This window comes from Streptomyces sp. NPDC090022 (assembly GCF_044748145.1).
Taxonomy (GTDB): Bacteria; Actinomycetota; Actinomycetes; order Streptomycetales; family Streptomycetaceae; genus Streptomyces.
This window is the reverse complement of sequence record NZ_JBIVFN010000032.1, coordinates 40,841-62,608: the sequence shown is the minus strand read 5'-3', so window position 1 is coordinate 62,608 and position 21,768 is coordinate 40,841. Positions and strand designations below refer to the sequence as shown.

The window sequence follows — 21,768 nt, the reverse complement described above, 5'->3', positions numbered from 1 at the left end:
GGCGTGAAGGTCCTCGTCATCGGCGGCGGCGCCCGCGAACACGCCCTGTGCCGCTCTCTGTCCCTCGATCCCGACGTCACCGCGCTGTACTGCGCCCCCGGTAACGCCGGGATCGCGGACGTGGCCGAGCTGCGGGAGGTCGACCAGCTCGACGGCGACGCCGTCGCGCGCCTGGCCACCGGGCTCGGCGCCGGCCTGGTCGTCGTCGGCCCGGAGGCGCCGCTGGTCGCCGGGGTCGCCGACGCCGTCCGTGCGGCCGGCGTACCCGTCTTCGGCCCGTCCGCCGAGGCGGCCCGGCTGGAGGGCTCCAAGGCCTTCGCCAAGGACGTCATGGCGGCGGCCGGCGTCCCGACGGCCCGCTCGTACGTCTGCACCACCCCCGAGGAGGTCGACGAGGCCCTCGACGCCTTCGGCGCCCCGTTCGTCGTCAAGGACGACGGCCTGGCCGCGGGCAAGGGCGTCGTGGTGACCGAGGACCGCGAGGCGGCCCGTGCGCACGCGCTGGCCTGCGACCGCGTCGTCATCGAGGAGTACCTCGACGGCCCCGAGGTCTCCCTCTTCGCCATCACCGACGGCGTCACCGTCCTGCCCCTCCAGCCCGCCCAGGACTTCAAGCGCGCGCTCGACGGGGACCAGGGCCCCAACACCGGCGGCATGGGCGCGTACTCGCCGCTGCCGTGGGCGGACCCGAAGCTGGTCGACGAGGTCATGGCCACCGTCCTGCAGCCCACCGTCGACGAGCTGCGCCGCCGCGGCACGCCGTTCTCCGGCCTGCTCTACGCCGGGCTGGCGATCACCTCGCGCGGCGTGCGCGTGATCGAGTTCAACGCGCGCTTCGGCGACCCCGAGACCCAGGTCGTCCTCGCCCGGCTGCGCACCCCGCTGGCCAGCGTCCTGCTGAACGCCGCCAACGGCACGCTGGACGCCGAGCCGCCGCTGAACTGGCGCGACGACGCGGCCGTCACGGTGGTCGTGGCCAGCCACAACTACCCCGGTACGCCGCGCACCGGCGACCCGATCGAGGGCCTGGACGCGATCGCGGCGCAGGACGCCCCCGACGCGTACGTCCTGCACGCCGGGACCCGGCGCGAGGGTGACGCCGTCGTCAGTGCGGGCGGACGGGTGCTGTCGGTGACGGCGACCGGTCCGGACCTGGCACAGGCGCGGGAGAGGGCGTATAAGGCGGTCGCGCGGATCCGGCTGGCCGGCTCGCAGCACCGCACCGACATCGCCGCCCAGGCGGCGCGGGCGGCCGGCGGCCGCTGAGCGGCGGCCGTGTGAGCGGCCGCGGGACCGGCCGTGCGAGCGGCCGGTCCGGACGAACGAGCAGGATCGAGCCCCGCGGGCCCGGAGCGCCGACAGCGCGCCCGGGCCCGCGCGCGTGCGTGCTCGGGCGAGTGCTCGGGCGAGCACTCGGGCGAGTACGCCCGGCCGCGGTCAGCTTTACCCAAAGCCATTCCATCGGGTGATCGATGCACGGTCCGCCTGACGGCCGGGCACACCCCAACTAGGGTGCGGCGCAAGCATTCCGGCACTTGGCCCACCGGCATTGCGATGTCGGTGGCGGGTGTCACAGTGGGGGAGTGAGCAAAGCCGCCGCAGGGCAGAGGGGGTGAGGTCCGGTCGTGTCCGGAACCGGTTCGTTCATGGAGGCGGGCGCGTGGTCCGCGCGCTCGCGGGCCCTCGCCGTGCTGCGGGTGCGCAGTACGGCGCTGGCCGTCGTGCTGCTGCCGGCCGCCGTCGCGGTGGTGCTGGTCACCGCGCGTATGACGGGACGGCTGACCGGGGATCCCTGGCCGGTCGTGACCCTGGTGGTCTGCGCCGTCGCCGCCGTGGTGCTGCTGACCGGCGGGATCTTCGCCGCGGTGGTGCTGCGGGCGAGCCCGGCCGTGACACCCACGGTGCCGCTGTCCGAGGCCGCCGCCCCCGACCTCTACCGCCTGGTGCGGGACCTGGCCGAGCGGCTGGAGGTCCCGGCGCCGTCCGCGATAGCGCTGACGCCCGACTGCGACAGCTGGCTGGAGGACCGTACGCACGCCGCGCACCGGCGCCGGGGCATATCGGATGCCGCGGACCCGGGAGCCGCGCCGGTGCTGGTCATCGGCTCCCCGTTCCTGTGGTGGATGCGGGTCGGCGAGCTGCGGGCGGTCCTCGCCCCGGTCGTCGCCGGTACGGGTCCTTCCGCGCACCCCGACATAGCCGATGCGCGGCGCTTCGTCCGCGGGCTCGACGCCGCGGTGGACGTGGGCAACGGGCGGGGGCTGGGCTGGATCGCCCGGCCGGCCCGGCTGCTGCTGCGGCTGTGCCGCGCGGACGCCGCCGAGATGGAGCGCGGTGTGGCCGCGGCCGCCTCGGAGCGGGCGCAGAGCGTGGACTACGGGCTGCGCATCGTCGCCCAGGAGCAGGTGGGCCTGGCCTACGCGGGCTGGGACCGGCTGCTGACCCGGGTCGCGCTGCCCGCGTGGCGGATGGGCCGCTGGCCGGCCCACCTGGACGCGGGCGTGGTCTCGGCGCTGACCGAGCTGTCCCGGCGGGACCGCCTGGCCGAGGGGTTCACCTCCCGGCTCGGCGAGCGGCCGGCGTGCGACCTGCTGGAGGAACCGGGCGTGGTGGACGAGGCGGCGTCGCTGCTGGCGGCCCGGCTCTTCCACGGCGGCCCGGCCCAGCCGGGGCCGGGCTGGTCGCCGGTGGCCTGGTCGGCGTACCCGGAGGAGGTCGTGGACCGCAAGTGGCGCACGGAGGCGGCGCGGCTGCACCACGCGCTGGACGCAATGGCCGTGCCGGCGGGTGCCGCGCCGGTGCCGGCGCCGCCGCCGTCGGCGGACGGGTTCGCGGGGCCGACGCTGGAGCGGGTGCTGGACTACCTGGCCACGAGCGGGGAGTGCGACGCGCTCGCCGGCCTGCTGAGCGGTGACCTGGCGCGTGAGGAGCGGTCCGGCGGTGCCGGGCAGGCGCACGCGCGCGGGGCGGACGCGGTGCCGCTGTTCCCCCTCCAGCCGCCCAGGAGCGGCCGGGACCTGCTGGCCGACCACGTCACGGCGATGGTGTGCTGTGCCGCGGTCGACTCGGCGGGCGCCGCGCCGGGCCTTGACTGGCTGGACGGCCCGGTCCTCCTGGTCGCCGGCGAACGCCGCGCCGACCTCGCCCCGCGCGTCCTGTCCCTGGTCGAGGACGGCGACGCGGGCCCCCTGCGCGACTGGCTGACCGAAATCGGCGTCCGCCCGGAAAAACCGGTCCGCCTGGTCTGACCGCCCCCGCCCGGGCCCTCCCCCTCCCCACCGATACGCGCCCGCCCGGCCACCTGCCCCCCCCCGCCCCGCGCGGCCACCGCGGGGCGGGAGCCCGTGCCCCCGCGGCGCCCGGGCGAGCCGTCCAGCCGGCCGGCCCCGTCCCGGGCCGCCGCCCGCCCCACGCCCCGCGGGACGTGCCCCGTGCCCCCGCCCCCGCAGAGCCGGTCGCGTCAATTCGCGACGAACGGTGACGGACTGCGTGCGTTATGTGATGTGCTGGGACCGGTCGCGGACGGGCCGCGTTCGGGGGAGCCCGGGACAGGGAGGGGAGAGCGGTATGGGTGCCGACCAGATCCGGCGGTGGGAGTCGGGCGCGCTCGCCCACGCGGTGAGCGATCCCTTCGGGCAGGGCCCCCTGCCGTGGTTCCGGGGCAGCGAGCTGTACTTCGACGACACCGGCCAGGTCGTGCCCTGGTACGTCGACATCCCCGGCCCCCGCGCCGACCGCAGCTCCGGCGGCCCGCGGACCGCCGACGACGTGCACCGCCAGATCAAGGGCTTCGCCTCCACCGGCGCCGTGGCCCCCGGCGAGGCCATCGACTTCCACGTCACCGTCGACCCGCCCCAGCAGTTCTCCGTCGACGTCTACCGCATCGGCCACTACGGCGGCGACGGCGCCAGCAAGATCCACTCCAGTCCCCGGCTCAGCGGCATCGTCCAGCCCGCCCCCCTCACCGCCGACCGGACCGTCTCCTGCCACCACTGGTGGCTGTCCTGGCGGCTCCAGGTCCCCTCGTACTGGAACCTCGGCGCCTACGTCGCCGTCCTCACCACCGCCGACGGCTACCGCTCGCACATCCCCTTCACGGTCCGCGACGACCACCCCGCCGACCTCCTGCTCCTCCTGCCCGACATCACCTGGCAGGCGTACAACCTCTATCCCGAGGACGGCCGCACCGGCGCCAGCCTGTACCACGCCTGGGACGAGGACGGCCGGCTCCTCGGCGAGAAGGACGCGGCCATCACCGTGTCCTTCGACCGCCCCTACGCCGGCGCCGGCCTCCCCCTGCACGTCGGGCACGCCTACGACTTCATCCGCTGGGCCGAGCGCTACGGCTACGACCTCGCCTACGCCGACACCCGCGACCTGCACTCCGGCCGCGTCGACCCGGCCCGCTACCGGGGCCTGGTCTTCCCCGGCCACGACGAGTACTGGTCGGCGCCCATGCGCCGGACCGCCGAGGCCGCCCGCGAACACGGCACCTCGCTGGTCTTCCTCTCCGCCAACACCATGTACTGGCAGGTCGAGTTGAGCCCCTCCCCCTCCGGGGTCCCCGACCGCCTGCTCACGTGCCGAAAACGCCGCGGGCCGGGCCGCCCCACCCTCTGGCGCGAGGTCGACCGACCCGAACAGCAGCTCCTGGGCATCCAGTACGCCGGCCGCGTCCCCGAACCGGCCCCGCTGATCGTCCGCAACGCCACGCACTGGCTGTGGGACTCCACCGGCGCCGCCGACGGCGACGAGCTCGACGGCCTGGTCGCGGGCGAGGCCGACCGCTACTTCCCCCGCACCCAGCTCCCCGAGCACCGGGACCGGATCCTGCTCGCCCACTCCCCGTACGAGGACGGCGACGGCCACCGCCGGCACCAGGAGACCTCGCTGTACCGCGCCCCCAGCGGCGCCCTCGTCTTCGCCTCCGGCACCTTCGCCTGGTCCCCGGCCCTCGACCGCCCGGGCCATGTCGACGAGCGGATCCAGCGGGCCACGGCCAACCTCCTCGACCGGATCTGCAAGCGCGACTGACGGGCGGACGAGGGGCCCCGTGCCCGCGGGCGCGCACCCGTACGGGAGAATGGGACCGCGCTCGTACAGAACCACAGGGAGACCCCGTGTCCGGATTCGTCGAAAAGCCCGAGCCGGTGCAGGTGCCCGGCCTCGTCCACCTCCACACCGGCAAGGTGCGCGACCTCTACCGGAACGAGGCCGGCGATCTCGTCATGGTCGCCAGCGACCGCATGTCCGCGTACGACTGGGTGCTCCCCACCGAGATCCCGGACAAGGGCCGCGTCCTGACCCAGCTGTCCCTGTGGTGGTTCGACCAGCTCGCCGACCTCGTCCCGAACCACGTCCTGGGCACCGACCTGCCCGCCGGCGCCCCCGCCGACTGGGCCGGCCGCACCCTCGTGTGCAGGAACCTGGAGATGATCCCGGTGGAGTGCGTGGCCCGCGGCTACCTCACCGGCTCCGGCCTCGCCGAGTACGAGCAGACCCGCACCGTCTGCGGACTCGCCCTCCCCGAGGGCCTGGTGGACGGCTCCGAGCTGCCCGCGCCGATCTTCACCCCGGCCGCCAAGGCCGCCGTCGGCGAGCACGACGAGAACGTCTCGTACGAGGAGGTCGCCCGCCAGGTCGGCGCCGAGACCGCCGCCGTACTCCGCCAGACCACCCTCGCCGTCTACGGCCGGGCCCGCGACATCGCCCGCGAGCGCGGCGTGATCCTCGCGGACACCAAGTTCGAGTTCGGCTTCGCCGACGGGGAACTGGTGATCGCCGACGAGGTGCTGACCCCGGACTCGTCCCGCTTCTGGCCGGCCGACGCGTGGGAGCCGGGCCACGCCCAGCCGAGCTACGACAAGCAGTTCGTGCGCGACTGGCTGACCTCGCCCGCTTCCGGCTGGGACCGGCACGGCGAGACGCCCCCGCCGGCCCTGCCGCAGGAGATCGTCGAGGCGACCCGCGCCAAGTACATCGAGGCGTACGAGCGGATCACCGGCCAGGCCTGGTCGTAACCGCGTACGGCAGCCCCCGGCCCCGGGGCCCGGAAACGGGCTCCCGGGCGGGGCTCCGGACACGACGAAGGCCCCGGTCTGATGACCGGGGCCTTCGCTTCACGAGCGGACGACGAGATTCGAACTCGCGACCCTCACCTTGGCAAGGTGATGCTCTACCAACTGAGCCACGTCCGCATGCGCCGTAGCGCGAGACCCACTATACCCAACCTCGCTCGCGTGCGAGACGTACCGCCGTGTGCCGGTTCTCCGCACCCAGCTTCGAGGCCGCCGACGAGAGGTAGTTCCGTACCGTCCCCTGCGACAGCACGGCCCGCTCCGCGATCTCCGCGATCGGCGCCCCGTCCGCCGCGAGTTCCAGCACCTCGGCCTCCCGCGCGGTCAGCGGCGAGTCCCCGGCGCTGATCGCGTCGGCCGCCAACTCCGGGTCCACGTAGCGGCCTCCGCCGTGCACGGTCCGGATGATCTCGGCGAGCTTCTGCGCCGAGACGGTCTTGGGCGCGAAGGCCCGCACCCCCGCCGCCAGCGCCCGCTTCAGGTGCCCGGGACGGCCGTGACTGGTCACGATCATGGTCTTGCAGTCCGGGAGTTCGGCCCGCAGCGATGTGGCGACACTCACACCGTCCGCCCCCGGCATCTGCATGTCGAGCACGGCCACGTCCGGCCGGTGCGCCCGCGCCATCGCCAGCGCCTCCGGCCCCGACGCCGCCTCGGCCACGACCAGCAGGTCGTCCTCCAGCGCCAGGAGCGCGGCGACCGCGGCCCGGATCAGGTGTTCGTCGTCGGCCAGCAGTACACGTACGGGGCTCACGCCCGCACCTCCTGTTCAGAGATCTCGGCAACCTCGGGGCTCTCCACCCGCAGCTCGTGCTCCGGGATCCGCGCGGTCAGCCGGAACCGGCCGCCTGCGATCCGTCCCGCCTCCAGCGTCCCGTCCACCGAGGCGAGCCGCTCGCGCAGCCCGGCGAGTCCGGAGCCGGGGCGCCCGGCGGGCTCCGCCGGGACGCCGTCGTTCTCCACCACCAGCTCCAGCGAGTCCCCCGTTCCCGCCGTGAGCCGGATCACGCAGCGGTGGGCGTCCCCATGCCGCAGCACGTTGGTGGTGGCCTCGCGCACCACCCAGCCCAGCGCCGACTGCACCGCCGGCGGCAGCGTACGCCGCTCCCGCCGCTCCACGCGGCAGTCGATCCCGGCGGCGCTCAGCACCCCGCGGGCGCCTTCGAGCTCCACCGTGAGATCGGCCTGGCGGTAGCCGCGCACCACGTCGCGCACCTCGCGCTGCGACTCCCGCGCGATCCGCTGGACCTCGATCATCTGCTCCACCGCCTCGGGGCGTTCGCGCCGCGCCAGCTGCACCGCCAGCTCGCTCTTGAGGGCGATCACCGCGAGGTTGCGGCCCATCACGTCGTGCAGGTCGCGGCCGAACCGCAGCCGTTCCTCGGCCACCGCCAGCTGGGCCTCCAGCTCGCGCGATCGGTCCAGCTCCCACACGGTCGTCAGCAGCCAGGACGAGAACCCGCAGGTGAAGGAGAGGAACACGGCGGCGATCAGGACGCCGATCGTGTAGCCGAGGACGTCGGCGCCGGGCAGACCGAGGGCCAGGGCCGCCAGGCCCGTGGCGAGGGCGACGGCCGGCGCGACGTACCGCATGTGCCGGACCTTCTTCAGGCACAGCACCACCGAGCCGCTCGACCAGCAGGTCATCCCCACCACGAGCGTCGCGCCGACCCCGGTCGGCAGCCGCCCGGAACTCTCCAGGACGAGGACGCACAGCACCGCGCCGCCCGTGGCGCCGAGCAGGACGCCCAGCATCCGCACCGGCCGGTCCCGCCGTTCCACCACCCAGTCCAGGGCCTTGGAGGAGAGCATTCCGCACAACACCGCGTGCGCGCACACCATCAGGCACAGGGCCCACTCCAACGGGCCCGGTCCCTTCCCCGCGTTGGGCAGGGGCGTCAGGGAGATCGAGACGATCTCGATCAGGACGAAGAAGTGGAAGGACCAGCGGGTGTACACCTCGACCTTCGCGGCCTGACTGCGGTTCTTCCACCACCCGGTCAGTTTCGACACGTTCCCCGTCCCCCCTCGTTTCCGCTGATCAGCGGCGCGGCTCCCAGCGGAACCACTTCTGGACAGCAAACACCGTGATCACGATCCAGGCCAGCGTGACCAGGGCGGCGCGCGCCAGGTCGGTACCCGCTTCCGTCCCGGTCCAGCCCGCGCGCACCAGGGTCATCACACCGCTCAGCGGCAGCAGTTCGCACACCGAGGCCAGCTTCTCGGGCATCGTGTCCGTCGGGACGAACAGCCCCGAGCCCACCGTGGTCACCAGGAACAGCGGCAGCGTGGTGATACCGGCGCTCTCCACGTTGCGGGTGAAGGAGCTGGTCACGGCCGACATCCCGGCCAGCATCACGATGCCCGCCAGCACAGCGGCCGCCACCAGCAGCGGGTTGTCGGGGGCCGTCGCGTCCAGGGCGGCCGCCCCGGCCACCGCCAGCACCACGACCTGGAGGAGCGCCAGGACGGCGGAGGGCAGCGCGGTGCCCGCCAGGATCTCGAGGTCGCCGGCCTCGCCCGTGCGCAGCCGCTTGAGGACCAGCTCCTCGCGCCGGGCGACGTACGCGGAGACGAGGTTCATGTAGACGACGAGGATCAGCACCATGCCGATGCCGCCGGTCAGGGTGGCCTCGCCGATCGCCGCCGTGCCGCCCTCCAGGTCGAACTCGCCGAGCGAGGAGTGCAGCACGTAGACCATCACCAGCGGCATCAGCAGCGCCACCGACAGCGTGGCGCGGTTGCGCACCAGCAGGGTGAGTTCGGAGCGGCCGAGCGCGAAGAGCCGCCCGGGGTCGAGGGTCAGCGTGTTCATCGGGTGCCTGCCATCTTCTCGGTACGGTCGGTGGTCTGCGCGGTGGCCTGCGCCGTCGTCCGGTCCGTGCTCCGGTCCGTGCTCCGGTCCGTGCTCCGGTCGGTGGTCCGCGGGCCGTCCGCGGCGCCGGCCCGGCGGCTCTGCGCGATCTCCAGGAACGCCTCCTCCAGCGAGGCGGACCGGGCGTCCAGCCCGGCGAGCTGCACGTCGGCCTCGTCGGCCCAGCGCAGCAGTTCGCCCAGCGCGGCCTGGAGCTGATCGGTACGGATCTCCACCCGCCGGCCCTCGGCCGCGGCCCGCAGCGACAGCGGCAGCCGGGCCGGGGCGACGCCCTCGGGCAGGGTGAAGCGGATCCGGGACGGGCGGGTCGCGGTGACCTCGGCCGGGGTGCCGGAGAGCACGATCTCGCCCTCGTGCAGGATCGCGAGGCGGTCCGCGAGCTCCTCGGCCTCCTCCAGGTAGTGCGTGGTCAGCACGACCGTGGTGCCCTCGTCCCGCAGCGCCCACACCAGCGCCCAGGTGTCCCGGCGGCCCTCGGGGTCCATCCCGGTGGTGGGCTCGTCCAGGAACAGCACCTCGGGCCGCCCCAGCAGGGCCAGCGCCAGGTCCAGGCGCCGCCGCTCGCCGCCGGACAGCTGCTTGACCCGTACGTCGCCGCGCGCGGCCAGCCCGACCAGCTCCAGCACCTCGGCCCCCGGCCGGGCCCCGGTGGTGACCCCGGCCCACATCCGCACGGTCTCGGTGACGGACAGGTCGGAGGGGAAGCCGCCCTCCTGGAGCATGACCCCGGTACGCGGCCGTACCGCGGCACGCTGCTTGTACGGGTCGAGCCCGAAGACCCTGACCCGGCCGCCGCCGGGCGCGGCCAGCCCTTCCAGCAGCTCGACGGTGGAGGTCTTGCCGGCCCCGTTGGTGCCGAGGAGGGCGAAGATCTCGCCGCGGGCGACGGAGAAGGAGATCCCGCGGACGGCCTCGAATCCTCCGGAGTAGCCGCGGCGCAGTCCCTCGACTTCGATCACTGTCTGGTCGGTGTCAGTCATGACTCCAGACTCGCCGCGGACCGGTGACGGCAGCAGTGCGGGCTGTCATCACCCCCGATGACAAATGTCATCGGGCAGTCGGTACACGAGAAAGGCCCCGGTCTGATGACCGGGGCCTTTCCTTCACGAGCGGACGACGAGATTCGAACTCGCGACCCTCACCTTGGCAAGGTGATGCTCTACCAACTGAGCCACGTCCGCATGCTGCCGATCAGCTTTCACTGATCGGTGCGTGCACCACTCTACCTGATCCACAGCAGTGGTCGGTAAAGCTTTATGCAGAGCGGGTGACAGGAATCGCACACTGCGCCTTCCCCCTGGAAGGGGGATGTTCTGCTACTGAACTACACCCGCACGACCTTCGGGGTTCTGACCTGCGGTCTTGGCCCCTCGGCGTGATCCACACACTAGCGGATGCCGGGGGGTGGTTGGCAAATCGGGATCAGATCGGGGGTCAGTGGGCCGCGTTGTAGGCCTCGTAGACCCGCTTCGGGATCCGGCCCCGGGGCGGCACGTCGAAGTCGTGCGAGCGGGCCCAGGCCCGTACGACCGCCGGGTCGGGTGCCAGCGCCGTGTGCTTGTAGGCCTTCCCCGAGCGCGCCTGGCGGCGGCCGGCGGCCACGTACGGCTCCAGGCTCTTCCGCAGTTTCTTTGCGTTGGCGAGATTGAGGTCGATCTCGTACGACTTACCGTCCAGCCCGAAGGCGACCGTTTCCGCCGCTTCCCCGCCTTCGAGGTCGTCGGAGATCGTGACTACTACGCGCTGCGCCACGGATATCGGTCCCTTCGCGGGGACATCTCCGCCCGCGTGACGTGCGGTGATGTCGCCTGTGTGGATGTTTCGGGGCAATGCTTGTTTCACCAGGAATCCTGGTGGATTCCTTTGTACCGCGATTTCCCGCGCATGGTGAAGTCCAGTTAATTGTCTCCGCGTGTCCCGCCGCAATCCCGAGCGCGTGGTTTTCCGGTGGATTTTGCGAAGCGTTGGTGAAGCCGAAACCGGCCGCCGATCGGGGCTGTCCGATATCTACCCGCGTAGAAATTTTGGACGGGTACGCTGAGGGAACCGCCTTCGCACCAACCACCACTCGGGAGTGCCAGTGGCACGCGTCGTAGTCGACGTCATGCTCAAGCCGGAGATCCTCGACCCCCAGGGCCAGGCGGTGCAGCGTGCACTGCCGCGCCTGGGCTTCGAGGGCATCGCCGACGTCCGCCAGGGGAAGCGCTTCGAACTGGAAGTGGAGGGCCCGGTCGACCAGGCCGCCCTCGACCGCATCCACAAGATGGCCGAAACGTTCCTCGCCAACACCGTCATCGAGGACTTCACCGTGAAGGTCGAGGACTGACGGTGACCACTCGCATCGGAGTCGTGACGTTCCCCGGGACGCTCGACGACCAGGACTCGCTGCGCGCCGTGCGCATCGCGGGCGCCGAGCCGGTCTCGCTGTGGCACCGCGACAAGGACCTGCACCAGGTCGACGCGGTCGTCCTCGCGGGCGGCTTCTCGTACGGCGACTACCTGCGCGCCGGCGCCATCTCCCGCTTCTCGCCGGTGATGGAGACGATCATCGACCAGGCGCGGGCGGGCATGCCCGTCCTCGGCATCTGCAACGGCTTCCAGATCCTCACCGAGGCCCACCTGCTGCCGGGTGCGATGCTCCGCAACAACCACCTGCACTTCATCTGCCGCGACCAGAAGCTGCGCGTCGAGAACGCCGGCACCGCCTGGACCGGCGACTACGAGCAGGGCCAGGAGATCTCGGTCCCGCTCAAGAACATGGACGGCCGGTACGTCGCCGACGAGCGCACGCTCGACGAGCTGGAGGCCGAGGGCCGCGTGGCCTTCCGGTACGTGGACATGAACCCGAACGGTTCGCTGCGCGACATCGCCGGCATCACCAACGCCGCGGGCAACGTCGTCGGCCTCATGCCGCACCCCGAGCACGCGGTCGAGCCGCTGATCGGGACGGGCCGCACCGACGGTCTCCCGTTCTTCACCTCGGTCCTGAAGAAGCTGGTCAGCGCATGAGCCTCGACACCGTCAAGAACGCCACCGAAACCCCGGACGCCTCCCAGCCCTGGAAGGAACTCGGCCTCAAGGCGGACGAGTACGCCCGCATCCGCGAGATCCTCGGCCGCCGCCCCACCGGCGCCGAGCTCGCCATGTACTCCGTCATGTGGTCCGAGCACTGCTCCTACAAGAGCAGCAAGGTGCACCTGAAGCAGTTCGGCGAGAAGGCCCCCGAGAACACCGCCCTGCTCGTCGGCATCGGTGAGAACGCCGGCGTCGTCGACGTCGGCCAGGGCTACGCGGTCACCTTCAAGGTCGAGTCGCACAACCACCCCTCGTACATCGAGCCCTACCAGGGCGCGGCGACCGGCGTCGGCGGCATCGTCCGCGACATCCTCGCCATGGGCGCCCGCCCGGTCGCCGTCGTCGACCCGCTGCGCTTCGGCGCGGCCGACCACCCCGACACCAAGCGCGTCCTGCCGGGCGTCGTCGCGGGCATCGGCGGCTACGGCAACTGCCTGGGCCTGCCCAACATCGGCGGCGAGGTCGTCTTCGACTCCTGCTACCAGGGCAACCCGCTGGTCAACGCCGGCTGCATCGGCGTGATGAAGCACGAGGACATCCACCTGGCCAAGGCCTCCGGCCCCGGCAACAAGGTCATCCTCTACGGCGCCCGTACCGGCGGCGACGGCATCGGCGGCGTGTCCGTGCTGGCCTCGGAGACCTTCGACGACAGCAAGCCCACCAAGCGCCCCGCCGTCCAGGTCGGCGACCCGTTCCAGGAGAAGCTCCTCATCGAGTGCACCCTGGAGATCTTCAAGGAGAAGCTGGTCGCCGGCATCCAGGACCTCGGCGGCGCCGGGCTCTCCTGCGCCACCAGCGAGCTGGCCTCGGCCGGCTCCGGCGGCATGCGCGTCGAGCTGGACACCGTCCCGCTGCGCGACGCGACGCTCTCGCCCGAGGAGATCCTCATGAGCGAGTCGCAGGAGCGCATGTGCGCGATCGTCGAGCCGCAGCACGTCGACCGCTTCATGGAGATCTGCGAGAAGTGGGACGTCATCGCCACCGTCATCGGTGAGGTGACCGACGGCGAGCGCCTGGAGATCTTCTGGCACGGCGAGCAGATCGTGGACGTGCCCCCGGGCACCGTCGCCCACGAGGGCCCGGTCTACCACCGCCCGTACGCCCGCCCCGAGTGGCAGGACGCCCTCCAGGCCGACGACGCGGGCAGGCTGGCGCGGCCGCAGACCTCCGAGGAGCTGCGCGCGCAGGTCCTGGCCCTGGTCTCGTCCCCGAACCAGGCCTCGAAGTCCTGGGTCACCGACCAGTACGACCGCTTCGTGCAGGGCAACACCGTCCTCGCGCAGCCCGAGGACGCCGGCATGGTCCGCATCGACGCGGACACCAACCTCGGCGTGGCCATGGCGACCGACGGCAACGGCCGGTACGCCAAGCTCGACCCGTACGCGGGTGCGCAGCTGGCCCTGGCGGAGGCCTACCGCAACGTCGCCGCGACCGGCGCCAAGCCGCTGGCGATCTCCGACTGCCTGAACTTCGGCTCGCCCGAGGACCCGGGCGTCATGTGGCAGTTCGCCGAGGCCACCCGTGGTCTCGCGGACGGCTGCCTGGAGCTGGGCACCCCGGTGACCGGCGGCAACGTCTCGCTGTACAACCAGACCGGTGACATCGCGATCCACCCGACCCCGGTCGTGGCGGTCCTCGGTGTGATCGACGACGTCAACCGCCGTACGCCGATGGCGTTCGCGGAGCCGGGCCAGCTGCTCTACCTGCTCGGCGACACCGCCGAGGAGTTCGGCGGTTCGGCGTGGTCCGAGGTCGTCCACGGCCACCTGGGCGGCCTGCCGCCGAAGGTGGACCTGGGACGCGAGAAGCTGCTGGGCGAGATCCTCATCTCGGCGTCCCGCGACGGCATGATCGACGCGGCGCACGACCTGTCGGACGGCGGCGTGATCCAGGCGCTCACCGAGTCCTGCCTGCGCGGCGGCAACGGCGCGCGGATCGTGGTACCGGAGACGCTGGACGCGTTCACGTTCCTCTTCTCGGAGTCCGCGGGCCGCGCGATCGTGGCCGTCCCGCGCAGCGAGGAGCTCCGCTTCACCGACATGTGCGGCGCGCGCGGCCTGCCGGCCACCCGCATCGGCGTGGTCGACGGCGACGAGATCGAGATCCAGGGCGAGTTCGGCATCCCGCTGGCCGAGCTCCGCGAGGCCCACGAGGCCACGATCCCGGCGCTGCTGGCCTGACACGGGTCAGGGTCGGCCGGAACCGGTACGGAACAGGGGCCGGGGCCTGTCCACAGGGTGTGGACAGGCCCCGGCCCCTGTCGTTCTCCGTTGCTACGGTGCTGGGGACATCGGGGGAAGCACGGGCGAACGGGGGTGGGGTCGTGTTCGATCCGACGTTGGGCATGCCGGAGCCGCGACCACCGGCGAGCGGCGGCGACCGGGACCGGCCGGGCGGGGAGCAGCGCGTCCTGCCCGACCGGGGGCGGTCGTGGAACAGGGTCAACGCGCTGCTGTGCACGCTGGCCGTGCTCGGGGTGCTCGTGGGCGGCTGGTCGTTGTACGACTCGTACGGGCGCCGGCAGGTCCGCCAGGAGAGCCGTGCCGCCATCGAGGAGTCCTGTGCGGGCCTGGTCGACGCCTCCGCCGTGCTGCGGCTGAGCGGCGGGGTGGACCGGGTGGAGCCCGGCAGACCTCACCGGCCGGGGGTGGACCTCACCCGTCGGTCGAGCAGCTGCCTGCTGGACACGGTCCGTGACGTGGCCGAGCGCTCCCGTACGACGCGGCACTTCACGCTCACGGTCGATGTCCGTTCCCGTGCGCCCCGCACGGACGGGCCCGGGGCGGAACAGGTGGGGGACACGAAGCCGTTCACGTCCGACGGGATACGCGAGCGGGACGACGCCACCGCCCGGCTCGACCTGCCCGACCGCGTCCCGCTGGGTGACGGCACGCTGGGGGACCACGGGCGGCGCAGCGTCTCCGTCGTCGCCCCGTGCCGTACGCCCACCGCCGCCGGGACCACCTCGATCCTGGTCACCGCGTCCTCCGGGGAGGCCGTCGGGGCCACCGAGGCGGACCTGGGGTCGGTGGGCCGGCTCGCCCGGGACGCGGCGGTCTCGGCCGCGCGGCGGCTGGGCTGCGAGGCAGAACTCCCCGCGCTTCCGGCCCGGCTGCCGCTGCCCGCCCCCGATCTGGGACCGGCGGAATCCGGCCGCGGCACCTGTGCCTGGTTCGCGGCCATACGGTCCGGCGGTCCGGCCGGTGCCGGTGCCGGTGCCGGTGCCGCCGCCGCCGAAGGTGCCGGGCGGGACCGGTTGCCCGACCGGGCGGCCGGTGCGCCCGCCGGCGCACACAGCCGGGTGGAGTCCTGTGTCCTGGCGGTGAGCCCGGACGGGGCGCGCCGGGTGCTGTCGGGGCTCACCCCCGAGGAACGCCAGGGCCAGGACGTCGAGCGGGTCCTGGACGACCGGCCGTGGTGGATCAGGACGTACTCCGCCTTCGGCGACGACGCCGACGGGGCCCTGGTGATGACCGACTTCCAGGTCCGCCCGATACCCGTGCTGGGTGCGGGGCGCTCGCAGGACGGAGAGGTCCTCTTCGGCTCCGCGACCTGCGCCGGCCGGCCCGCCGCCCTCACCCTGCACGTGCCGCCCGGCTACGGCGCGGTGCTCGGCGAGGCCCGGCTGTCGGAGCTGTTCACCGCGTACGCCACCGAGACCGCGCAGCGGCGGGGCTGCACCGGGCTGAAGCTTCCCGGGCCCGCCGGGAGGAGTGGGTAGGGTCGGGCCATGCCGCCCGCCAGGAAGAAGCCGCGCGCCTACGACGCGCAGCGCATCCGTGCCGCCGTCACCACCCAGTTCGGCCATGTCACCGACGCGGTGGGGGAGCTGACCCCCGAACAGCTGGCGCGGCCCGCCGGGCTGGGCGTGTGGACGGTCGGCGAACTGGCCGCGCACATCGCGTGGATCGCCGACTCCCTCGCCGGCGGCCTGGAGCGGCCACCGGTGGAGAAGGCCACGCTGAGCGCGGTCGAGTGGCCCTTCGCCACCGCCCCGATGGCCGGCCGGATCGCGGACGCCGCCGGTGAGACCCTGCGCGGCGGCCCGCTGCCCGAGCTGTACGAACGGGCCGGGGACCGGATGGCGCGGGCGCTGGCCGAGCACCGCGACGGCCGGGTGCTGGACCTGTGGATCGGTGCCATGACGCTGGGGGACTTCCTGGTCACGCGCACCGTGGAACTGGTGGTCCACACCGACGACCTCAACCGGGCGGCGGGGTTGGCGATCCCCCTCGAACGGCAGGCCCTCGCCGCCTGCACCCGGCTGCTCGCCGACGCCCTCGCGTACAAGGCGCCCGGCGGCTCGGTGGAGGTACGCGTGCCCCCGTTCGCCGTGGTCCAGTGCGTCGAGGGGCCCCGGCACACCCGGGGGACCCCGCCCAACGTCGTGGAGACCGACCCGCTGACCTGGATCCGGCTGGCCACCGGCCGTACCGGATGGGCGCAGGAGGTCGAGGACGCCCGGGTGCGGGCCAGCGGGGAGCGGGCGGACCTGTCCGCGCTGCTGCCGCTGATGGGCTGAGCGGCTCATGGGCTGAGCGGCGGATGGGCTGAGCGGGGGACGGGCGCGGAACCGGACCGGCGGGGCGTACGTCGGACCGGTATGCGAACCCACGGCAGGCACACGCGTACGACCGTCCCGGCCGCGGCCCTGGCCGCCGTCCTCGCCCTGGCGGCGGGCGCCTGCGGCCAGAGCGGGCCCGGCCCCGCAGCATCGGTGCCCGGCGGCGACACGGTCTCCGTGACCGAACCGACCCCGGCCCCCGCGGCGCCCCTCGTCGGCACCCGGTGGACGGTGACCGCCCTGGTCGACGCCGCCGGGGCCACCGACGTACCGGCCGAGGCGGCCGCGCGGGCCCACTTCACCATCGACGCGGACGGCTCGGTCCGCGGCAGCCTGGGCTGCAACCGCTTCACCGGCCGCGTCACCACCGACGCCGGTACGGTCACATTCGGCCCCGTCTCCGCGACCCGCATGGCGTGCGGCGGCCCGACGGGCGAGGTCGAGCGCGCCCTGAGCACCCTCCTGGCCGCCGGTCCCCTCACGTACGCGGTCACCGGCCAGACGATGACCCTGACGACCCCCGCCGGCACGGGCGTGACCGCCCAGGGCACGGTCGCGGTGGAATAGCCGCCCGCGCCGGTCCGTGAACGGGCAGGCGGAAAGGGTGAAATCGATCAGTGCGCGGGGCGGGAGCCGCCACGCATTTCCTCGTACGTATCGACAACGCACCGGATGGCGAGACGCAAGGGTCCCGTCACCCTCCGTGCTGTGACATTTCCCGGGCGTCCCCAATTCGGACCAGTGGTCGATCTCGCCTACACTCGGTGGCGTGCCTCGTGGTGATGGACGACTCAACCACGACCTGCTCCCCGGCGAGAAGGGCCCCCAGGACGCTTGCGGCGTCTTCGGTGTCTGGGCTCCGGGTGAAGAGGTCGCCAAGCTCACCTACTTCGGACTGTATGCACTGCAGCACCGTGGACAGGAGTCCGCGGGAATCGCTGTGAGCAACGGTTCCCAGATCCTCGTCTTCAAGGACATGGGCCTCGTTTCCCAGGTCTTCGACGAAACCTCCCTCGGCTCTCTCCAGGGCCACATCGCGGTCGGTCACGCCCGTTACTCCACCACCGGTGCCTCGGTGTGGGAGAACGCGCAGCCCACCTTCCGCGCGACCGCCCACGGCTCGATCGCCCTGGGACACAACGGCAACCTGGTGAACACCGCCGAACTCGCGGAAATGGTCGCCGACCTTCCTCGGCAGGACGGCCGAGCCACCCAGGTGGCCGCCACCAACGACACCGACCTCGTCACGGCCCTGCTGGCCGGCCAGACCGACGACGACGGCAGGCCCCTGACCATCGAGGAGTCGGCCGCCAAGGTCCTCCCGCAGGTCAAGGGCGCCTTCTCGCTCGTGTTCATGGACGAGGGAACCCTCTACACCGCCCGTGACCCGCAGGGCATCCGCCCGCTGGTCCTCGGCCGCCTGGAGCGCGGCTGGGTGGTCGCGAGTGAGACCGCCGCCCTGGACATCTGCGGCGCCAGCTTCGTCCGCGAGGTCGAGCCGGGCGAGCTCATCGCGATCGACGAGAACGGTCTGCGCACCTCTCGTTTCGCGGAAGCAAAGCCGAAGGGCTGTGTCTTCGAGTACGTCTACCTGGCGCGCCCGGACACCGACATCGCCGGCCGGAACGTCTACCTCTCCCGCGTGGAGATGGGCCGGCGGCTGGCCAAGGAAGCCCCGGCCGACGCCGACCTGGTGATAGCGACCCCGGAGTCCGGCACCCCCGCCGCCGTCGGGTACGCCGAGGCCAGCGGTATCCCGTACGGCTCCGGCCTGGTCAAGAACGCCTACGTCGGCCGGACCTTCATCCAGCCCTCGCAGACGATCCGCCAGCTGGGCATCCGCCTGAAGCTCAACCCCCTCAAGGAAGTCATCCGCGGCAAGCGCCTGGTGGTCGTCGACGACTCGATCGTCCGCGGCAACACCCAGCGCGCGCTGGTGCGCATGCTCCGCGAGGCCGGCGCGGCCGAGGTCCACATCCGGATCTCCTCGCCGCCGGTGAAGTGGCCGTGCTTCTTCGGCATCGACTTCGCCACCCGGGCCGAGCTGATCGCCAACGGCATGACGGTCGAGGAGATCGGCAAGTCGCTCGGCGCGGACTCCCTGGCGTACATCTCGCTCGATTCCATGATCGAGGCGACCACCATCCAGAAGCCGAACCTCTGCCGTGCCTGCTTCGACGGCGAGTACCCGATGGAGCTGCCGGACCCGGAGCTCCTCGGCAAGCAGCTGCTGGAGACCGAGCTGGCAGGCGGTACGGACGCGGCCGACGCGCTCCGCCGCCCGTGACCTCCCGCGACGCCTCGCACCACCCTGCAGTAACGACACGAAAGCTCTCTCCTGTCATGACAGAGAAGACCACCGGTGCCAGCTACGCGGCCGCGGGTGTGGACATCGAAGCGGGCGACCGCGCCGTCGAGCTCATGAAGGAGTGGGTGAAGAAGACGCAGCGCCCCGAGGTCCTCGGCGGCCTCGGCGGTTTCGCCGGCCTCTTCGACGCCTCCGCCCTCAAGCGCTACGAGCGCCCGCTGCTGGCCTCCGCCACCGACGGGGTCGGCACCAAGGTGGACATCGCCCGCCAGATGGGCGTGTACGACACCATCGGCCACGACCTGGTCGCCATGGTCATGGACGACATCGTGGTGTGCGGTGCCGAGCCGCTCTTCATGACCGACTACATCTGCGTCGGCAAGGTCCACCCCGAGCGCGTCGCCGCCATCGTCAAGGGCATCGCGGAGGGCTGCGTCCTGGCCGGCTGTGCCCTGGTCGGCGGCGAGACCGCCGAGCACCCGGGCCTGCTGGGCCCGGACGACTTCGACGTGGCGGGCGCGGGCACGGGCGTCGTCGAGTACGACCGACTGCTCGGCGCGGATCGCATCCGTACGGGTGACGCCGTCATCGCGATGGCGTCGTCCGGCCTTCACTCGAACGGGTACTCACTCGTCCGGCACGTGCTCTTCGACCGGGCCGGGCTCGCCCTGGACCGGGAGGTCGCGGAGTTCGGCCGCACCCTCGGCGAGGAGCTCCTGGAGCCCACCAAGATCTACTCGCTGGACTGCATGGCCCTCACCCGCACCACCGAGGTCCACGCCTTCTCGCACATCACCGGCGGCGGCCTCGCGGCCAACCTGGCCCGGGTCATCCCCGACCACCTGCACGCCACGGTCGACCGGACCACCTGGACCCCGGGCGCGGTGTTCGACCTGGTCGGCAGGACCGGCCGGGTGGAGCAGCTGGAGCTGGAGAAGACCCTGAACATGGGCGTCGGCATGATGGCCGTCGTCCCCCAGGAGTCGGTGGACGTGGCCCTGACCACGCTGGCCGACCGGGGCGTCGACGCCTGGGTCGCCGGCGAGATCGTCGAGCGTGGCGCGCACACCCAGGGCGCGGCCCTCACTGGTTCCTACGCGGGCTGAGCAGCACCAAAACCCGGTCCGGGGCGATGCCCTGGACCGGGTTTGTGTGTTCGGACGTGTCCGGCTCCGTGCACGAAGCCGGTGTCCGGCTACGACATGGAGAGCGTCAAGCGCCGCGACGCTGTTGCGACGACGGACCGGACTCGTCGTCCTCGTCCTCGTCGTCGTCGTTGTACAGATCCGCGTAGCGGGCGTACGGGTCGTCTTCTTCGTCGTCGTCCTCGAACGGCTCGCCATTCGGCGGCTGCTGTGAGATCGGTTGCGAAGTCGATGCGCCCAGCTCGCTGGCCAGACGCGTCAGGTCAGTCCCGCCGCTGCTGTACTTCAGCTGGCGGGCGACCTTCGTCTGCTTGGCCTTTGCCCGGCCGCGCCCCATGGCTCGACCCCCTCGGTGACGGGGCTCGACGGCCCCAGAGTCTTGACACGCGTTCATGGTTCGGAGCGGGCTCTCCTTGGAGAGACCGTCCGTAGGGCTTTAACGGTACCTGCTTCCGCGGCCATACGGTACGCCGCCCGCATGACGCGCCCCGGCGCAGTGACCATGAGACGCCCCGTACTCGCTGGTCAGCTGCGATTTTAACCCGTTATTGGCGGGCGACCCGCCGAAGTGCAGTGAGTCTTGTCTCCCCGCGACCCCGGCGGGCCCGTTCCACGGCCCTAGGCGTGCCGCGCGGCCCGCGCGTCGGCCATCCGCTGCTCGGCGATCCGGTCGGCGGCCGCGGCCGGCGGAATACCGTCCGCCTTCGCACGTGCGAAGATCTCCAGGGTGGTGTCGAAGATCTTCGTCGCCTTGACCTTGCACCGGTCGAAGTCGAAGCCGTGCAGCTCGTCGGCGACCTGGATGACCCCGCCCGCGTTGACCACGTAGTCGGGCGCGTAGAGGATCCCGCGGTCCGCGAGGTCCTTCTCGACGCCCGGGTGCGCGAGCTGGTTGTTGGCCGCACCGCAGACGACCTTGGCGGTGAGCACCGGCACGGTGTCGTCGTTGAGGGCACCGCCCAGCGCGCAGGGGGCGTAGATGTCCAGGCCCTCGACGCGGATGAGGGCGTCGGTGTCGGCGACCGCCGTGACCTTGCCCGGGTGCTTGTCCAGGACGCGCTGGACGGACTCCTGGCGGACGTCCGTGATCACGACCTCCGCGCCGTCCTCCAGCAGGTGCTCGACCAGGTAGTGGCCGACCTTGCCGACGCCCACGACGCCGACCTTGCGCCCGCGCAGCGTCGGGTCGCCCCACAGCGCCTGCGCGCTCGCCCGCATGCCCTGGAAGACGCCGTACGCGGTGAGCACCGAGGAGTCGCCGGCGCCGCCGTTCTCGGGGGAGCGGCCGGTCGCCCAGCGGGTCTCGCGGGCCACGACGTCCATGTCCGCGACGTACGTGCCGACGTCGCAGGCGGTCACGTAGCGGCCGCCGAGGGACTCCACGAACCGGCCGTAGGCGAGCAGCAGTTCCTCGCTCTTCAGCACGTCGGGGTCGCCGATGATCACGGCCTTGCCGCCGCCGTGGTCGAGCCCGGCGAGGGCGTTCTTGTACGACATGCCGCGGGCGAGGTTGAGGGCGTCGAGGACGGCCTCCTCGTCGGAGGCGTACGCGTGGAAGCGCGTACCGCCGAGGGCGGGGCCCAGCGCGGTGGAGTGGATGGCGATGACGGCCTTGAGGCCCGTGGCCCGGTCCTGGCACAGCACGACTTGCTCGTGGCCGCCCTGCTCCGTACGGAACAGGGTGTGCAGGACGCCGTCGGTCATTTCGGTCACGGTGGTGACTC

Annotated in this window: 19 protein-coding genes and 3 tRNA genes; 12 read left to right on the top strand and 10 right to left on the bottom strand. The window is 72.6% G+C overall.

Annotated elements, in window-relative coordinates; all coding sequences use genetic code 11:
* Positions 1-3: 3 nt before the first annotated feature.
* The 4 genes from purD (at position 4) to ACIPXB_RS33625 (ending at position 6,020) form a co-directional block, all read left to right on the top strand.
* Positions 4-1,266, top strand: coding sequence for a phosphoribosylamine--glycine ligase (gene purD, locus ACIPXB_RS33640; RefSeq protein ID WP_401456171.1), 1,263 nt, complete (start codon positions 4-6; stop codon positions 1,264-1,266).
* A 359-nt stretch (positions 1,267-1,625) separates the two neighbouring features.
* On the top strand, positions 1,626-3,248 hold the full coding sequence (locus ACIPXB_RS33635) for a hypothetical protein (protein WP_401456169.1): 1,623 nt from the start codon (positions 1,626-1,628) through the stop codon (positions 3,246-3,248).
* Between the two features lie 319 nt (positions 3,249-3,567).
* Positions 3,568-5,034 carry a N,N-dimethylformamidase beta subunit family domain-containing protein gene (locus tag ACIPXB_RS33630; protein ID WP_401456168.1) on the top strand — a complete coding sequence of 489 codons (1,467 nt, stop codon included), beginning with the start codon at positions 3,568-3,570 and terminating at the stop codon, positions 5,032-5,034.
* Positions 5,035-5,120: 86 nt separating this feature from the next.
* Positions 5,121-6,020, top strand: coding sequence for a phosphoribosylaminoimidazolesuccinocarboxamide synthase (locus tag ACIPXB_RS33625; RefSeq protein ID WP_401456166.1), 900 nt, complete (start codon positions 5,121-5,123; stop codon positions 6,018-6,020).
* A 104-nt stretch (positions 6,021-6,124) separates the two neighbouring features.
* On the opposite strand, the gene ACIPXB_RS33620 is transcribed toward ACIPXB_RS33625, so the two are convergent.
* From ACIPXB_RS33620 to ACIPXB_RS33585, 8 genes are all read right to left on the bottom strand, one after another.
* Positions 6,125-6,197 (bottom strand) — tRNA-Gly (locus ACIPXB_RS33620).
* A 22-nt stretch (positions 6,198-6,219) separates the two neighbouring features.
* Positions 6,220-6,831 carry a response regulator gene (locus ACIPXB_RS33615; protein ID WP_401456164.1) on the bottom strand — a complete coding sequence of 204 codons (612 nt, stop codon included), beginning with the start codon at positions 6,829-6,831 and terminating at the stop codon, positions 6,220-6,222.
* On the bottom strand, positions 6,828-8,090 hold the full coding sequence (locus tag ACIPXB_RS33610; RefSeq protein ID WP_401456163.1) for a sensor histidine kinase: 1,263 nt from the start codon (positions 8,088-8,090) through the stop codon (positions 6,828-6,830). The genes ACIPXB_RS33615 and ACIPXB_RS33610 overlap by 4 nt, the downstream gene beginning before the upstream one ends.
* A 28-nt stretch (positions 8,091-8,118) precedes the next feature.
* Positions 8,119-8,892 carry an ABC transporter permease gene (locus tag ACIPXB_RS33605; protein ID WP_401456160.1) on the bottom strand — a complete coding sequence of 258 codons (774 nt, stop codon included), beginning with the start codon at positions 8,890-8,892 and terminating at the stop codon, positions 8,119-8,121.
* Positions 8,889-9,932 carry an ABC transporter ATP-binding protein gene (locus ACIPXB_RS33600; RefSeq protein ID WP_401456158.1) on the bottom strand — a complete coding sequence of 348 codons (1,044 nt, stop codon included), beginning with the start codon at positions 9,930-9,932 and terminating at the stop codon, positions 8,889-8,891. The genes ACIPXB_RS33605 and ACIPXB_RS33600 overlap by 4 nt, the downstream gene beginning before the upstream one ends.
* A gap of 128 nt (positions 9,933-10,060) precedes the next feature.
* A tRNA-Gly gene (locus ACIPXB_RS33595) sits at positions 10,061-10,133 on the bottom strand.
* Between the two features lie 81 nt (positions 10,134-10,214).
* Positions 10,215-10,286, bottom strand: a tRNA-Gly gene (locus ACIPXB_RS33590).
* 100 nt (positions 10,287-10,386) lie between these two features.
* Positions 10,387-10,704 (bottom strand): Lsr2 family protein, encoded by a 318-nt coding sequence (locus ACIPXB_RS33585; RefSeq protein ID WP_401456156.1) that lies wholly within the window; start codon positions 10,702-10,704, stop codon positions 10,387-10,389.
* Positions 10,705-11,026: 322 nt separating this feature from the next.
* Between ACIPXB_RS33585 and purS the strand changes: the two genes are divergently transcribed.
* The 8 genes from purS (at position 11,027) to purM (ending at position 20,005) form a co-directional block, all read left to right on the top strand.
* Complete coding sequence (gene purS, locus ACIPXB_RS33580; RefSeq protein ID WP_328969684.1) at positions 11,027-11,278, top strand: phosphoribosylformylglycinamidine synthase subunit PurS; 252 nt, start codon at positions 11,027-11,029, stop codon at positions 11,276-11,278.
* Between the two features lie 2 nt (positions 11,279-11,280).
* Positions 11,281-11,961, top strand: a complete 681-nt coding sequence (purQ, locus tag ACIPXB_RS33575) for a phosphoribosylformylglycinamidine synthase subunit PurQ (protein ID WP_401456154.1) — start codon at positions 11,281-11,283, stop codon at positions 11,959-11,961.
* Positions 11,958-14,207, top strand: coding sequence for a phosphoribosylformylglycinamidine synthase subunit PurL (purL, locus tag ACIPXB_RS33570; RefSeq protein ID WP_401456152.1), 2,250 nt, complete (start codon positions 11,958-11,960; stop codon positions 14,205-14,207). The genes purQ and purL overlap by 4 nt, the downstream gene beginning before the upstream one ends.
* Positions 14,208-14,350: 143 nt before the next feature.
* Positions 14,351-15,748 (top strand): hypothetical protein, encoded by a 1,398-nt coding sequence (locus ACIPXB_RS33565; RefSeq protein WP_401456149.1) that lies wholly within the window; start codon positions 14,351-14,353, stop codon positions 15,746-15,748.
* A 9-nt stretch (positions 15,749-15,757) separates the two neighbouring features.
* Positions 15,758-16,549 (top strand): sterol carrier family protein, encoded by a 792-nt coding sequence (locus ACIPXB_RS33560; protein ID WP_401456147.1) that lies wholly within the window; start codon positions 15,758-15,760, stop codon positions 16,547-16,549.
* Positions 16,550-16,630: 81 nt separating this feature from the next.
* Entirely contained in the window at positions 16,631-17,158 is a 528-nt protein-coding gene (locus ACIPXB_RS33555; protein WP_401456144.1) for an META domain-containing protein, read from the top strand.
* A gap of 202 nt (positions 17,159-17,360) precedes the next feature.
* Complete coding sequence (gene purF / locus ACIPXB_RS33550; RefSeq protein WP_401456142.1) at positions 17,361-18,878, top strand: amidophosphoribosyltransferase; 1,518 nt, start codon at positions 17,361-17,363, stop codon at positions 18,876-18,878.
* A gap of 56 nt (positions 18,879-18,934) precedes the next feature.
* A complete protein-coding gene (purM, locus tag ACIPXB_RS33545; RefSeq protein WP_401456140.1) occupies positions 18,935-20,005 on the top strand; it encodes a phosphoribosylformylglycinamidine cyclo-ligase in 1,071 nt (356 codons plus the stop codon).
* A 106-nt stretch (positions 20,006-20,111) separates the two neighbouring features.
* Here purM and ACIPXB_RS33540 read toward each other — a convergent pair whose 3' ends face one another.
* Both ACIPXB_RS33540 and ACIPXB_RS33535 read right to left on the bottom strand, forming a co-directional pair.
* Positions 20,112-20,381 carry a DUF3073 domain-containing protein gene (locus ACIPXB_RS33540; protein WP_401456138.1) on the bottom strand — a complete coding sequence of 90 codons (270 nt, stop codon included), beginning with the start codon at positions 20,379-20,381 and terminating at the stop codon, positions 20,112-20,114.
* Between the two features lie 281 nt (positions 20,382-20,662).
* Positions 20,663-21,757 (bottom strand): Leu/Phe/Val dehydrogenase, encoded by a 1,095-nt coding sequence (locus ACIPXB_RS33535; protein ID WP_401456135.1) that lies wholly within the window; start codon positions 21,755-21,757, stop codon positions 20,663-20,665.
* Between the last annotated feature and the right edge of the window lie 11 nt (positions 21,758-21,768).

Coding starts and splice junctions, on each gene's coding strand:
- ACIPXB_RS33540 (WP_401456138.1), bottom strand. CDS start 20,381: ATGGGGCGCGGCCGGGCAAAGGCCAAGCAGACGAAGGTCGCCCGCCAG.
- ACIPXB_RS33555 (WP_401456144.1), top strand. CDS start 16,631: ATGCGAACCCACGGCAGGCACACGCGTACGACCGTCCCGGCCGCGGCC.
- ACIPXB_RS33630 (WP_401456168.1), top strand. CDS start 3,568: ATGGGTGCCGACCAGATCCGGCGGTGGGAGTCGGGCGCGCTCGCCCAC.
- ACIPXB_RS33560 (WP_401456147.1), top strand. CDS start 15,758: ATGCCGCCCGCCAGGAAGAAGCCGCGCGCCTACGACGCGCAGCGCATC.
- purM (WP_401456140.1), top strand. CDS start 18,935: ATGACAGAGAAGACCACCGGTGCCAGCTACGCGGCCGCGGGTGTGGAC.
- purL (WP_401456152.1), top strand. CDS start 11,958: ATGAGCCTCGACACCGTCAAGAACGCCACCGAAACCCCGGACGCCTCC.
- ACIPXB_RS33600 (WP_401456158.1), bottom strand. CDS start 9,932: ATGACTGACACCGACCAGACAGTGATCGAAGTCGAGGGACTGCGCCGC.
- ACIPXB_RS33605 (WP_401456160.1), bottom strand. CDS start 8,892: ATGAACACGCTGACCCTCGACCCCGGGCGGCTCTTCGCGCTCGGCCGC.